Origin of the sequence: Mycobacterium gallinarum, assembly GCF_010726765.1 — a bacterium.
Lineage (GTDB): Bacteria > Actinomycetota > Actinomycetes > Mycobacteriales > Mycobacteriaceae > Mycobacterium > Mycobacterium gallinarum.
In genome coordinates this window covers 1,284,713-1,298,968 of sequence record NZ_AP022601.1, presented here as the reverse complement: position 1 = coordinate 1,298,968, position 14,256 = coordinate 1,284,713, and the positions used below count along the sequence as shown (strand labels likewise).

The following is a 14,256-nucleotide window of genomic DNA, read 5'->3' as shown; positions in this document are numbered from 1 at the left end:
CTCGATCGAACTTGAACACACCGGCGGGCCGGTAATTGAACGCACCGGCGGGCCGGTAATTGAACACACCGGCGAGCCGGTAATTGAACAGCGTTCAGGTTAGGCTACCGGTGTGCAGCTCCACAAACGCGACGTGGTCGAGGCGGCGGCGAAACTGCTGGACGACTACGGCATCGCCGACCTCACGATGCGACGGCTCGCACGTGAGCTCGGCGTGTCCCCCGGCGCCCTGTACTGGCATTTCGCTAACAAGCAGGAGCTCCTCGGCGCCATTGCCGACCGCATTCTGGACGGTGTACCGACCGCGCGCGGCGCCGTCGAGGTCTGCAACCGGCTTCGCGACGCGCTGCTGTCGCACACCGATGGCGCCGAGCTGGTGTCGGCCAGCTTCGCGGCCGGTCAGTCGTCGGCGATGAAGCAGATTCTGGCGGTCCTGGCCCAGGCGGTGTCGGAGGCGGGAGTGGACTCCGCACACGCCGAGCTGGCCGCCCGCACGGTCGTCTATTACGTGCTCGGCTTCACGGTGGACGAGCAGTCCCGGTTGCAATGGGACGCCGCGGGAGCCGAGCTGCCCGCGTGGCAGTCGGTGTTGGCCGACGACGCCAGCGCACGGTTCGCATTCGGACTGCGTCTGTTCGTCGACGGCATCAAGGTCTCGCAGGCCGTCTACGAGTAGACGTGATTACCGTCGACGACGTGCGGCGCATCGCCTCGGCCCTGCCGCGGTCATACGAAGCCGTCGTCCGCGACGAGATCCGGTTCCGCGCGGGACGACTCGTGTACGCCGCGTTCTCACGCGACGAGACGGTGATGGGCGTCGCGTTTCCCAAGGAGGAGCGCGCGGCGATGGTCGCCGCCGAACCCGACAAGTTCATGCTGCCGCGCAAATCGGAGATGCGATACAACTGGATTCTGGTGCGGCTCGACGCGATCGAACTCGACGAGTTGCGCGAGCTCGTGATCGACGGCTGGCGAATGTGCGTGCCGAAAAGCGTTGGGGCAGAAGTATCCTAGAGTGCATACTCGCGCTTGGCGTTGCCGTCCCAATGCCTGATGCGAACAATTGTCGCGGACAGGTCGCGTCCTAAACCCGTCACCGTCAGCGCCGCTTGCAGCTGCTCGGCCGGCACCCGGCGCGCCAACGTCACGTGCGGCGTCCACTGGCCGGGGTCAGAGTGCGGAAGCGGACCATTCGGCATGTGCGGCAGACAGGCATCGAGCACCTCGGAGTGCAGGGACAGCAGCTCGGCTGACGGAACGATCAGTCGCACCAGCGTGAAATCACGTCGACCGAACAGCATGGGCGCGCCGACGGTGCACCGAAGCGGTAGCCGCCGCAACAGCGGCCGCAACGCGTCATGCACCGATTCGTCCATGCTTTCCGCTACCACCAGGGTGACGTGCGGCCTGTTGCTGGGCGCGGTGTGCGCGGCCTGACTGCGCACGCCCGCCTCGGTGAGGTCGTCCCAGCAACTCCGGATCGCCGCCTCGGTGTCCGGGTCGAACAGCATCTCGACGGAATGCACCATCGCTAAAGACTCGCAATCCAGTCGGGATCGAACGCCGACGAGCACACCGCCTCGAACTCGGTGGGACTCGCGCCACCGAGGCCCGCAGGCAGTACCGCGCGCAGCGGCGCCAGCCTGCTCAACGCCTCGCGATTGCTCTCCTCGGCTGGACCCGGTTCAGACGGCCAGGTGCCGATCACCAGTCCGGCGCACGGAATCCCTTGGGAAGCAAGCGCTTCCAACGTCAGCGCGGTGTGGTTCAACGTGCCAAGACCCGCAGCGACCACGATCAGCACCTGTGCGGCCAAGTCCATCGCGACGTCGCGCAGCGTCACACCGTCTTCGCCGAGTTCGACGAGCAGACCGCCGGCGCCCTCCACCAGCACCAGCTTTGCTGGCCCATCGCCGGCCTCGCGCACCGACCCGACCAGTTCGGAGCGCGTCGGCAACCGCAGGCCCGCTCGCTGCGCGGCCGCGACCGGGGCGAGCGGCTCCGGGTATCGCCAGGTACCGCGCAAGTCACTCGCGCCGGAAAGCCGCGCGATGTCGGCGAGGTCGTCGTCGGCCGGGCTGCCGGTCTGCACGGGTTTGCACACCGCGACATCGATGCCCGCCAGCCGCGCGCAACACGCCACGGCGGCCGTTGCGATCGTCTTGCCGACGCCGGTATCGGTCCCGGTGACGACGAGCGTGCTCACGGGCGCGTAGAGAGAACGTCGGTGAGAACCTCACGCGCCAGAGCCATCTCGTCAGCGGAGAGCGACGCGCGGGCCGTCAGCCGCAGCCGCGAGGTGCCCGGTGCGACGGTGGGGGGCCGGAAGCAGCCCACCCGGACACCGCGGTCCAGGCACGCGACGGCGGCGGCCAGCGCCACATCGGGCTCACCGAGGATCACCGACACCACCGCTGACTCAGGCCGTTCGGCGACATCGCTCACCGCGGCGAGTGCCGCCGCGTGATCCAGGACCGCCTGCGCGCGCCAGGGCTCTGCGATCAGGACGTCCAGCGCCGCCCACGCCGCTCCCACCGCCGCGGGGGCCAAACCGGTGTCGAAAATGAACGGCCGCGCGGCATCGATCAGGTGGTCGCGCACCGCGGCGGGTCCCAGCACCACACCGCCCTGACTTCCCAGCGCCTTGGACATCGTCGTGGTCATCACCACGTCCGGCGCGCCGGCCAAACCGATCTCGTGCACCAGACCGCGACCCCCGGTCCCCCGCACCCCCAGCGCGTGGGCCTCGTCGACGAGCAGCAGTGCGTCGTGCCGGCGGCACACGTCGTGCAGCGCCCGCAACGGGGCGACCACCCCGTCCGCGGAGAACACCGCATCGGTCACCACGACCGCGCGCTCCTCGTCGCGGCCGGCCAGTGCCGCCTCGACGGCCGCGACGTCACGATGCGGGGTCACCACGACCCGGGCGCGCGACAGCCGGCACGCGTCGACCAGGGACGCATGCGTCAGGGCGTCCGAGACCAGGAGCGACCCGGCGCCGGACAGTGACACCACAGCGCCCAGATTCGCGGTGTAGCCCGACGAGAACACCAGCGCCGATTCGGCTCCGGTGAAGTCGGCGAGTGCCTGCTCGAAGCCTTCGTGAATCTCGGTGTTGCCGGTGACGAGGCGTGATCCCGTTGACCCGGCACCCCACGTGCGCAGCGCGGCTACCCCGCCTTCGATGACATCGGGATGTTGCGACAGGCCAAGGTAGTCGTTGGAGGCCAGGTCCAGTTCGGCGCCAACGGGCGGGCGGGTGCGCAGGGACCGCCGGAGGCCGGCGGCGCGACGCTGCTGCTCGACCTCGTCGAGCCACGCCAGCGGCGATAGACCGGTGCGGGTCACGGCACGCTCCTACGACTTGAACACGCCGGCGGACCGGCAATTGAACACCGTTCAGGTTAGTGCACGGGCGACGCCAACCATCGCCGAGGTGATCTGTGCAATCTCCTCGGGCGTACAGATGTAGGGCGGCATCACGTAGACGAGGTTGCGGAACGGCCGCAGCCACACCCCGTGGTCCAGCGCAGCCGGTGTCGCGATCCGCAGGTCGACGGCTTGTTCCATCTCGATGACGCCGATGGCGCCCAGCACCCGCACGTCGGCCACTCCCGGCATCGACTCGGCGGGCGACAGGCCGTCGCGCAGGCCGGATTCGATAGCGCGCACCGACGCACGCCAGTCCCCGGCGAGCAACAGCTCGACCGAGGCCACCGACACCGCGCACGCCAGCGCGTTGGCCATGAACGTCGGGCCGTGCATCAACGCGCCTGCGGCACTGGCGCTGATGGTGTGCGCGATGTCATTCGTGCACAGCGTCGCGGCCAGCGTCAGATAGCCGCCCGTGAGCGCTTTACCCACGCACATGATGTCGGGGCTCACCGCGGCGTGGTCGGCGGCGAAAAGCTCACCGGTGCGCCCGAACCCGGTGGCGATCTCGTCGAAGATCAGCAGCACCCCATGGCGGGTGCAGATCTCGCGCAGGTCGGCCAGATAGCGCGGATCGTGAAACCGCATTCCGCCGGCGCCCTGTACCACCGGTTCCACGATCACCGCGGCGAGCTCGTGCGCGTGCTCGGCCAGTAGCTTTTCGAAGTCCGCGATGTAGGCGGCGTCGTACCCGGCGGGTACCGGCGGCGCGAACACCTGTGGGGCGAGCACGTCACTCCATAGGGTGTGCATGCCGCCATCGGGATCGCACACGCTCATCGGGGTGAACGTGTCGCCGTGATAGCCGCCGCGCCACGTCATCAGCCGGTGTTTGTCCCAGCGTCCGGTGCTGCGCCAGTACTGCAGCGCCATTTTGACGGCGACCTCCACCGAGACGGACCCGGAGTCGCTGAAGAACACGGCGTCCAGCCCGTCGGGTGTGAGCTGCACCAGCAGCTGCGCGAGCCGTGCCGCGGGTTCGTGGGTCAGACCGCCGAACATGACGTGATTCATGGTCGCCAGCTGGCTGGTGATCGCCGCGTCCAGCGACGGATGCCCGTGACCGTGGATCGCGGTCCACCAGGACGCCATCGCGTCGAGGACTCGCACCTCCTGCCCGTCGCGGTGCAGGGTCAGCCAGGCCCCGCGGGCACCCACCGCCACCAGCGGGGCCAGTGCCTCTGCGCCGATCGTGCTGTACGGATGCCAGACGTGGGCGGCGTCGATGGCGCTGATCTCGGCGGGCGTCAGTGCTGCCACCTTCGGTAGATTATCCGTCGACCATGATGACCCTCGCCCCTGCCCGGCCGGCGCCCGTCGCCGACCCGGGACCACCGTCACGCGAAGCCACCGCGACGAGGCCCGCGCGCGCACCGGAAAGCTACCGGCACGACCTCGACGGACTGCGCGGCGTCGCGATCCTGCTCGTCGCGGTGTTCCACGTGTGGTTCGGCCGCGTCTCCGGTGGTGTCGACGTCTTCCTCGCGCTGTCGGGCTTCTTCTTCGGTGGACGGCTGCTGCGCACCGCCATGACGCCCGGCGCATCGCTGTGGCCGATGCCCGAAGTCACCCGACTGGTTCGCAGGCTGCTGCCCGCACTCGTGGTCGTGCTTGCTGCCGCCGCGGTGCTCACAATCCTCATCCAGCCCGAAACCCGTTGGGAGACATTCGCAGACCAGAGTCTGGCAAGCCTGGGTTACTACCAGAATTGGGAATTGGCCAACACCGCATCGGATTACCTCCGTGCCGGCGAAGCCGTCAGTCCGTTGCAGCACATCTGGTCGATGTCGGTGCAAGGCCAGTTCTACATTGCCTTCCTCGCCCTGATCTTCGGCTGCGCCTTACTGTTTCGCCGCATCTTCGGCCGCCATATGCGGATCGCATTCATCGTGTTGCTCAGCGCGTTGACAATCGCGTCGTTCGTGTACGCGATCTTCGCCCACAACGCCGATCAGGCCACCGCGTACTACAACAGCTTCGCCCGTGCGTGGGAACTGCTGCTCGGCGCATTGGTCGGTGCACTGGTGACGAACCTCCGCTGGCCGATGTGGCTGCGCACGACGGCTGCGGTGATCGCGCTGGCCGCGATCCTCGCGTGCGGCGCCCTGATCGACGGTGTGCACGAGTTCCCCGGTCCGTGGGCGCTGGTGCCGGTCGGCGCGACCATGCTGTTCATCCTGTCCGCGGCGAACCGGGTGGCCGACCCGCACACCGACGGTCGCATGCCCGCCCCCAACCGCCTGCTGGCCACCGCGCCGTTCGTCGCGCTGGGTGCGATGGCGTACTCGCTCTACCTGTGGCACTGGCCGCTGCTGATCTTCTACCTGTCCTACCTCGGACATACGCGCGTCAACTTCGTCGAGGGCGCGGTCATCCTGGTGGTGTCGGGTGTGCTGGCGTGGCTGACGACGAAGTACATCGAGAACCCGCTGCGCTATCGCGCGCCGGCCGTGTCAGCTCCAACGGTCCCGCTGCGCGCCCGCCTGCGCAGGCCGACGATGGCGCTCGGCTCGGTGGTCGTCCTGTTGGCGGTGGCGTTGACCGCGACGTCGTTCACCTGGCGCGAGCACGTCACCATCGAACGCTCGACAGGCAAAGAGCTGACCGGACTTTCGTCGCGCGACTATCCCGGTGCCCGCGCACTCATCAACAAGGCCAAGGTGCCGAAGCTGCCGATGCGCCCGACGGTGCTCGAGGCCAGAAACGACCTCCCCCGCACCACCGAGGACGGCTGCATCAGCGACTTTGACAACGTCGGCGTCATCACCTGCAACTACGGCGATGATTCCGCGACCCGCACGATCGCACTTGCGGGCGGTTCCCACGCCGAACACTGGATCACCGCCCTGGACCTGCTCGGTCGGATGCACAACTTCAAGGTCGTCACCTACCTGAAGATGGGCTGCCCGCTGACCACGGAGGAGGTCCCGCTGGTCATGGGAGACAACCGTCCGTACCCCAAGTGTCACGAATGGAACGAGCGGGTGATGGACAAGATCATCGCCGACCGCCCGGACTACGTGTTCACCACCGCGACGCGACCGTGGAACATCAAGCCGGGTGACGTGATGCCTGCCACATACCTCGGAATCTGGCAGACGCTGTCCGACAACAACATTCCAATTCTGGGGATGCGCGACACCCCCTGGCTGGTACGTAACGGCCAGCCGTACTTCCCCGCCGACTGCCTGGCCGACGGCGGAAACGCCATCTCCTGCGGCGTCAAGCGGTCCGACGTCCTGTCGCCCCACAACCCCACCCTCGACTTCGTCGCGCGGTTCCCATTGCTCAAGCCGCTGGACATGAGCGACGCGGTGTGCCGTAAGGACATCTGTCGCGCAGTCGAGGGAAATGTGTTGCTGTATCACGATGCCCACCACATCTCGACGACCTACATGCGCACGATGACCACCGAACTCGGACGCCAGATCGCGGCCGCCACCGGTTGGTGGGTCGACTGATGACATCCGGCGCTCCGGCCTCGGTACCGACCGTCTGGCCGGGTACCACGTACCCCCTCGGCGCCACCTACGACGGTGCGGGGACGAACTTCTCGCTGTTCTCGGAGATCGCCGACCGGGTCGAGTTGTGCCTGATCGGCAAGGACGGCAGTGAGGAGCGCATCAACCTCGACGAAGTCGACGGCTACGTATGGCACTGCTACCTGCCCACCGTGACGCCCGGGCAGCGTTACGGGTTCCGGGTGTACGGACCATGGGAGCCGTCCGCGGGACATCGCTGTGACCCGAGCAAGCTGCTACTCGATCCGTACGGAAAGTCGTTCTACGGTGACTTCGATTTCAGCCAGGCGCTGTTCTCCTATGACTTGACCGCCGACGACCCCGCGAGCGGCGGGACGCCGCCGATGGTCGACTCGCTGGGACACACCATGACCAGTGTCGTGATCAACCCCTACTTCGACTGGGCATCCGACCGCGCGCCGCGAACGCCGTACCACCAGACGGTCATCTACGAGGCGCACGTCAAGGGCATGACGCAAACCCATCCGGGCATCCCCGAGGAGATGCGCGGGACGTACGCGGGACTCGCGCATCCGGTGATCATCGACCACCTCAAGTCGCTCAACGTCACGGCGATCGAACTCATGCCGGTACACCAGTTCATGCACGACCATCGTCTGCTCGACCTCGGATTACGAAATTACTGGGGCTACAACACATTCGGCTTCCTCGCGCCGCACTACCAGTACGCGGCGAACAAGCACGCCGGTGCAGCCGTCGCGGAGTTCAAGGCGATGGTGCGGACCTTCCACGAGGCCGGCATCGAGGTCATCCTCGACGTCGTCTACAACCACACCGCCGAAGGCAACCACCTCGGGCCAACGATCAACTTCCGAGGCATCGACAACGCCGCGTACTACCGGCTGATGGACGACGACAAGCGGCTGTACCGCGACTTCACGGGCACCGGTAACAGCCTCAACCCGCGGCATCCGCACACCCTGCAGTTGATCATGGACTCACTGCGGTACTGGGTGCTGGAGATGCACGTCGACGGATTCCGGTTCGACCTGGCATCCGCGCTGGCCCGGGAGTTTTTCGAAGTCGACAGGCTGAGCGCGTTCTTCGACATCATCCAGCAGGACCCGGTGATCAGTCAGGTCAAGCTGATCGCCGAACCGTGGGATGTCGGCGAGGGCGGCTATCAAGTCGGCAATTTTCCTGGTTTGTGGACCGAGTGGAATGGGAAGTATCGCGACACTGTGCGCGATTACTGGCGGGGCGAGCCCGCAACCCTCGGCGAATTCGCTTCGCGGCTGACCGGGTCGTCGGACCTCTATGAGGCGACCGGTCGGCGTCCCGGCGCGAGCATCAACTTCGTCACCTGCCACGACGGTTTCCCGCTCGCGGACCTGGTGTCCTATAACGAGAAACACAACGAGGCCAACGGCGAGGACAACCGCGACGGCGAAAGCCACAACAGGTCGTGGAACTGCGGTGTCGAGGGCCCCACCGACGATCCCGAGATCCTCGCGCTGCGGGGTAAGCAGATGCGCAACATCATGGGCACGTTGATGCTGTCGCAGGGCACCCCGATGATCTCCCACGGCGACGAGATCGGACGTACACAGCGAGGCAACAACAACGCCTACTGTCAGGACTCGGAGATCTCGTGGATGGACTGGTCGCACTGCGACAAGAACGCCGACCTGCTCACCTTCACCCGCAAGGTGAGCAAGCTGCGCAAGCGGCACCCGGTGTTTCGGCGGCGACGCTTCTTCGAGGGCACGCCGATCCGCAGTGGCGACCAGGTTCGCGACATCGCGTGGCTGACTCCGGCGGGCAGCGAGATGACACCTGAAGACTGGGGTTCGGGCCTGGACAAGTGCGTGGCCGTGTTCCTCAACGGTGAAGCGATCACGGCGCCCAACGAACGCGGCGAACGCGTGGTCGACGACTCGTTCCTGCTCTGCTTCAACGCACACAGCAAGCCGGTGGAGTTCGTCGCGCCCGATCTCGGCTATGCCGCCGAGTGGACCGCGGACATCGACACCGCCGACCCCAAGGGCGACACCGACCTCGTCGTTGCCGCCGGCGAGCGACTGACGCTCGCGTCGCGGTCGCTGCTGGTGCTGCGTAAGACCGCGTAGCTCATGCATCCACTCTCTACGTACCGACTCCAAATGCGCGGCGACTGCTTCACATTCGCTGATGCGGAGAACCAACTCGACTACCTCGATGCGCTCGGCGTTTCTCACCTCTATCTGTCCCCGATCCTCACCGCCGCCGAAGGTTCGACCCACGGCTACGACGTCACCGACCCCCTGACGGTCTCGGCCGCGCTCGGTGGTGCTGACGGTTTGGCCCGATTGTCGGCGGCAGCACGGTCGCGCGGCATCGGGCTCATCATCGACATCGTCCCCAACCACGTCGGCGTGGACGATCCGCAGCAGAACCAGTGGTGGCTGGATGTGCTGACGCACGGCCGTGATTCGCCGTACTCCTCCTACTTCGACATCGACTGGGACCTGGATCCCGATGGCCGTATCGTGCTGCCGGTGCTCGGCGAGGACGGCGATGACCCGCCGCCGGGCTATCCCGCCGACAACACGCACTACCGAGCGATCGGCTGGCGCAACGGCATCTGCGGGTATCGGCGCTTTTTCTCCATCACGTCGCTGGCCGGCCTGCGTCAGGAGGACCGCGCCGTCTTCGACGCGACGCACGCCGAGGTCAAACGCTGGTTCGACGAGGGGCTTGTCGACGGTATCCGGATCGACCACCCCGACGGATTATCCGATCCCGCAGGTTATCTCGAATGGCTGCGCGAACTCGTCGGACCGCAGGCATGGATCGTCGTCGAGAAGATCCTCGCCGTCGACGAACCGCTGGAGCCCACGTTGCCTGTCGACGGCACCACGGGGTACGACGCGTTACGCGAAATCGGCGGCATATTCGTCGACCCCTCCGGAGCGGGCGCGCTGACCGGTCTCTTCGACTCCGCGGGTCAGGCCTACAGCACGTTGCCCGCACTGGCCACCGAACTCAAGGTCCAGGCCGTCACCGACACCCTCAAGAGCGAACTGGCCCGGCTGTGCCGCACGATCACGACCGCGACCGGCGCCGACCAACCCGATGTGCCCATCGCGGTGGCGACGCTGCTCAGTCACATCGAGGTCTACCGCTCCGACTACCGTGGGCTGTCGCTGATACTGCCGATCGCCTTCGCCGATGCCACCGCCGAACGGCCTGAACTTGCAGCCGCTTTCGCGATCATCGCGTCCGCGCTGGCCGTCAGCACCGAGACCAACGTGCGGCTGCAGCAGCTGTGTGGCGCGGCGACGGCGAAGTCGATGGAGGACTGCCTGTTCTATCGCGACGCGCGGTTGGTGTCGCTGAACGAGGTCGGTGGCGAACCGCAGCGCTTCGGTGTCAGCGTCGCCGAGTTCCACGAGCGCGCCGCCGTGCGCGCGCAGATGTGGCCGCACGCCATGGTCACCTTGACGACCCACGACACCAAGCGCGGCGAGGATGTGCGCGCGCGCATCGGAGTGCTGTCGCAGATACCGGCGCTGTGGGCGGAGCTGGCCGGCAAGTGGGCGCTGGCCGCCCCGCCACCGGATGCCGCGACCGGACTGTTCCTGCTGCAGAACATGTTCGGGGTGTGGCCCGTCGACGGCACCATCGACGCCGAGCTACGTGACCGGCTGCACGCCTACGCAGAGAAGGCCATCCGCGAGGCCGGGACGCAGACCACCTGGAACGAGCCGACCGACGAATTCGAGTCCGCGATTCACACCTGGATCGACGCCGTGCTGGACGGCCCCGTCGGTGCCGAGATGACGTCGCTGGTGGCACGCGTTGACCTTCATGCGCGCAGCGACGCACTCGGCCAGAAGCTGATCGCACTCACCGCGCCCGGCATTCCGGACATCTATCAGGGCACCGAGTTGTGGGAGGACAGCCTCGTCGACCCCGACAATCGCCGGCCGGTGGACTACTCAGCGCGCACGCACGCACTGGAGGCGTTGCGGCATCCGAAGATTCGGGTCGTGGCCGCGGCGTTGCAGCTCCGTCGGGAGCGCGCCGCCAGCTTCAGCGACGGTGGCTACACACCGGTACGGGCGGACGGCCCATCAGCCGAGCATCTGGTGGGATTTCTTCGCGGCGACGACGTCCTGACCGCCGTCAGCCGGCACACGGTGCGGCTGTCGGAAACCGGTTGGGGCGACACCGCATTGGAGCTGCCCCGCGGGCAGTGGACCGACCGCATCTCGGGAATGCGGTTCAGCGGCCGGGTGCTCGCCGTTGAATTGTTCGCGGAACTGCCCGTAGCCCTCCTGGAGCGCACCGATGGCTGAATTCGCGGTGTGGGCGCCCATTCCCGAGCGGGTCCGGGTCGACGTGGACGGCACCCTGCACGAGATGACCGGATCGGCCGACGGGTGGTGGCGTGCCGACGTCGACGCCGCCACCGGGGCACGCTACGGTTTCGTCCTCGACGACGACCCGACAGTCCTGCCGGATCCGCGGTCCCCGCGTCAGCCAGACGGTGTACATGCCCGATCGGCGCTCTGGCGGCCCGACCCCAGCGCATGGACCGACGGCGACTGGGCCGGCGCACCGATCGACGGCCGGGTGATCTACGAGCTGCATATCGGGACGTTCACGCCGGGCGCGACGTTCGATTCGGCGATCGAGAAGCTGGACTATCTGGTGGATCTCGGCGTCGACTTCGTCGAAGTCATGCCCGTGAACGCCTTCGGCGGAACGCACGGCTGGGGCTACGACGGGGTGCTGTGGTACGCGGTGCACGAACCGTACGGCGGCCCCGACGCACTGGTTCGCTTCATTGACGCATGCCATCGGCGCGGGCTTGGTGTGCTGATCGACGCGGTGTTCAACCACCTCGGCCCGTCGGGGAACTACCTACCGCGGTTCGGTCCCTACCTTTCCTCGGGCAGCAATCCGTGGGGCGAGTCGATCAACATCAGCGGGCCGGACGCCGACGAAGTGCGCACCTATATCCTCGACTGCGCACTGCGCTGGATGCGCGACTTCCACGCCGACGGCCTGCGCCTGGACGCCGTACACGCCCTCGTCGACACGACGGCCATTCACATCCTCGAGGAGCTGTCCGCCGAAACCGACGCGCTGGCCGAAGAGTTGGGCCGGCCGCTGTCGCTGATCGCCGAAAGCGACCTCAACGATCCTCGACTGATCACCCCGCGCGACCGCGGCGGCTTGGGCATGACCGCACAGTGGGACGACGACATCCACCACGCGATCCACGCCGCCGTCTCGGGCGAACGTCAGGGCTACTACTCGGATTTCGGTTCGGTGGAAACGCTGGCGCAGACGTTGCGGCACGGGTACTTCCACGCCGGCACGTACTCGTCGTTCCGGCACCGGCGACACGGCCGCCCGCTGGATACGGCGACGATCCCGGCGAGCCGGCTGCTCGCCTACACGCTGACCCATGATCAGGTGGGCAATCGAGCGTGCGGCGATCGCCCTTCGCAGAACCTCACCTTCGGCCAGCTGGCGGTCAAGGCTGCGCTCGTACTCGGATCCCCCTACACCGGAATGCTTTTCATGGGCGAGGAATGGGGCTCGTCATCGCCGTTTCAATTCTTCACCTCACACCCCGAGCCCGAATTGGCCAGAGCCACCGCGGAGGGTCGCAAGCGCGAGTTCGCCGAGCATGGGTGGGATGCAGACGAGATCCCCGATCCACAGGACCCCGCCACCTACGAACGTTCCAAGCTGAAGTGGCAGGAGATCGACGAGGGCGAACACGGCCGGCTGCGTCACGTGTACCGGCAGCTGATCTCGTTGCGGCACAACGAACCCGACCTCGCCAATCCGTGGCTGGACGACATGCAGGTCGACTACGACGAGGACCGGCGGTGGATCGTGATGCAGCGCGGGTCGCTGGTCATCGCGTGCAACCTCGGGGCCGAGGCTGTCGACGTTCCCGTCACTGGCGAGGTGGTGCTGGCGTGGGATGATCCGTCAGCCGTCGACGCGAATTCGACGACGTTGCCCGCTCGATCGTTCGCGGTCCTTCGTCGCTCCTAGAGCAGGTAGCGATACGCAGGCGAGCCGGGCTCCAGCGTTTCGACGTGGATGTCGGACGCCTTCATTCGTTCGAGCAAACCGTCGAAGTCGGTGGCCGAGCCGAGTTCGATACCCACCAGCGCCTCACCGGTTTCGCGGTTGTTGCGCTTGACGTACTCGAACAGCGTGATGTCGTCGTTGGGGCCGAGCACTGTGTCGAGAAACCGCCGCAACGCACCCGGCTCCTGCGGGAAATCCACCAGGAAGTAGTGCTTGAGTCCGAGGTGCACCAGCGAACGTTCGAGCACCTCGCCGTAGCGGGATACGTCGTTGTTGCCACCCGAAATCACGCACACCACAGTTGATCCGGGCTCCAGCCGCGCCTCGAGCAGCGCTGCCACCGACAGCGCGCCCGCGGGCTCGACGATGATGCCCTCGTTCTGGTAAAGGTCGAGCATTGCGGTGCAGATTGCGCCCTCGTCGGCGGTGGTGATCGAAACCATGTCTCCCGCCGCGGCCAGGACCGCGTAGGTCAGCGTTCCCGCACGGTTCACCGCCGCGCCGTCCACGAACTGGTCGACATGCTCGAGGGTCACCGGCTGCCCCGCGGCCAGGGCGGCGATCATCGACGCCGCACCTGCCGGCTCGACGCCGAGCACCGACGTGTTTCTGGTCCGTTCGGCCAGATACGTGGTGATGCCGGCGATGCAGCCGCCGCCGCCGACCGGAACGATGACCAGATCCGGTTCGTCATCGAGCTGGTCGAGAATCTCGGTGGCGATCGTGCCCTGCCCCGCCATCGTGCGCAGATCGTCGTACGGCGGGACCAGCGTGGCTCCGGTGCGCGCGATGTCGTCCAGCGCCGCTGCCGCGGCCTCGTCGTAGGTATGGCCCGTCACGATCAACTCGATGAACTCGCGTCCGTGATACCGGATGCGGTCACGCTTCTGCTTGGGCGTGTTACCCGGCACATAGACCCGGCCGCGGATACCCATCGATCGGCAGGCCATCGCGAAACCCTGCGCGTGATTGCCCGCCGATGAGCACACGACACCGGCAGCAATCTCCTCGGCCGACAGCTGCATGAGAATGTTGTGGGCGCCACGCAACTTGTAAGACCGCACAACCTGCTGATCTTCGCGCTTGAGGTAGACGTTCGCGCCGGTGGCCTCGGACAGCCGCTCGCTGAACTGCAGCGGACTGCGCAGGACCACATCGGAAATGCGCTGAGCGGCGTCATCGATGTCGGCCGCAGACAGCGACGACGCGATCGGGCTCTGGCTCAGTTCAGCGGACACCGATC

At 66.9% G+C, this 14,256-nt stretch carries 11 protein-coding genes; 6 read left to right on the top strand and 5 right to left on the bottom strand.

The genetic code is table 11. The annotated features are described in order from the left end of the window. Positions 1-112: 112 nt before the first annotated feature. Both G6N42_RS06475 and G6N42_RS06470 read left to right on the top strand, forming a co-directional pair. On the top strand, positions 113-676 hold the full coding sequence (locus G6N42_RS06475) for a TetR family transcriptional regulator (RefSeq protein ID WP_163727618.1): 564 nt from the start codon (positions 113-115) through the stop codon (positions 674-676). A gap of 2 nt (positions 677-678) precedes the next feature. Next, entirely contained in the window at positions 679-1,014 is a 336-nt protein-coding gene (locus tag G6N42_RS06470) for an MmcQ/YjbR family DNA-binding protein (protein WP_163727616.1), read from the top strand. Here the strand turns inward: G6N42_RS06470 and G6N42_RS06465 are convergent. The 4 genes from G6N42_RS06465 to G6N42_RS06450 are packed head-to-tail and all read right to left on the bottom strand — an operon-like array spanning position 1,011 to position 4,692. Continuing rightward, positions 1,011-1,529, bottom strand: coding sequence for a 2'-5' RNA ligase family protein (locus G6N42_RS06465; RefSeq protein WP_163727613.1), 519 nt, complete (start codon positions 1,527-1,529; stop codon positions 1,011-1,013). The two genes, G6N42_RS06470 and G6N42_RS06465, sit on opposite strands and share 4 nt — an antisense overlap. Positions 1,530-1,531: 2 nt before the next feature. Continuing rightward, positions 1,532-2,206 carry a dethiobiotin synthase gene (gene bioD, locus G6N42_RS06460; protein ID WP_163727611.1) on the bottom strand — a complete coding sequence of 225 codons (675 nt, stop codon included), beginning with the start codon at positions 2,204-2,206 and terminating at the stop codon, positions 1,532-1,534. Next, positions 2,203-3,348, bottom strand: coding sequence for an 8-amino-7-oxononanoate synthase (locus tag G6N42_RS06455; protein WP_163727606.1), 1,146 nt, complete (start codon positions 3,346-3,348; stop codon positions 2,203-2,205). The genes bioD and G6N42_RS06455 overlap by 4 nt, the downstream gene beginning before the upstream one ends. A 51-nt stretch (positions 3,349-3,399) precedes the next feature. Then, positions 3,400-4,692: an adenosylmethionine--8-amino-7-oxononanoate transaminase gene (locus G6N42_RS06450; protein WP_163727603.1), complete on the bottom strand. Its 1,293-nt coding sequence runs from the start codon at positions 4,690-4,692 to the stop codon at positions 3,400-3,402. 23 nt (positions 4,693-4,715) lie between these two features. On the opposite strand from G6N42_RS06450, the gene sucT reads away from it, so the two are divergent. Genes sucT through treZ form a run of 4 tightly spaced genes read left to right on the top strand, consistent with a single transcriptional unit; the run spans position 4,716 to position 12,974 of the window. Further along, complete coding sequence (gene sucT / locus G6N42_RS06445; RefSeq protein ID WP_163727599.1) at positions 4,716-6,893, top strand: acetyltransferase SucT; 2,178 nt, start codon at positions 4,716-4,718, stop codon at positions 6,891-6,893. Further along, entirely contained in the window at positions 6,893-9,043 is a 2,151-nt protein-coding gene (glgX, locus tag G6N42_RS06440) for a glycogen debranching protein GlgX (protein ID WP_163727596.1), read from the top strand. The genes sucT and glgX overlap by 1 nt, the downstream gene beginning before the upstream one ends. Positions 9,044-9,046: 3 nt before the next feature. After that, positions 9,047-11,254, top strand: a complete 2,208-nt coding sequence (treY, locus tag G6N42_RS06435) for a malto-oligosyltrehalose synthase (RefSeq protein ID WP_163727592.1) — start codon at positions 9,047-9,049, stop codon at positions 11,252-11,254. After that, a complete protein-coding gene (gene treZ, locus G6N42_RS06430; RefSeq protein WP_163727588.1) occupies positions 11,247-12,974 on the top strand; it encodes a malto-oligosyltrehalose trehalohydrolase in 1,728 nt (575 codons plus the stop codon). Before treY ends, treZ begins: the two co-directional genes overlap by 8 nt. Here the strand turns inward: treZ and ilvA are convergent. Beyond that, entirely contained in the window at positions 12,971-14,251 is a 1,281-nt protein-coding gene (gene ilvA / locus G6N42_RS06425) for a threonine ammonia-lyase IlvA (protein WP_163727586.1), read from the bottom strand. The genes treZ and ilvA overlap by 4 nt on opposite strands. Positions 14,252-14,256 lie beyond the last annotated feature (5 nt).

What these genes read in the sequence shown, in the direction of transcription:
- G6N42_RS06465 (WP_163727613.1), bottom strand. Translation starts at nt 1,529, where the DNA reads ATGGTGCATTCCGTCGAGATGCTGTTCGACCCGGACACCGAGGCGGCG.
- sucT (WP_163727599.1), top strand. Translation starts at nt 4,716, where the DNA reads ATGATGACCCTCGCCCCTGCCCGGCCGGCGCCCGTCGCCGACCCGGGA.
- glgX (WP_163727596.1), top strand. Translation starts at nt 6,893, where the DNA reads ATGACATCCGGCGCTCCGGCCTCGGTACCGACCGTCTGGCCGGGTACC.
- treY (WP_163727592.1), top strand. Translation starts at nt 9,047, where the DNA reads ATGCATCCACTCTCTACGTACCGACTCCAAATGCGCGGCGACTGCTTC.
- treZ (WP_163727588.1), top strand. Translation starts at nt 11,247, where the DNA reads ATGGCTGAATTCGCGGTGTGGGCGCCCATTCCCGAGCGGGTCCGGGTC.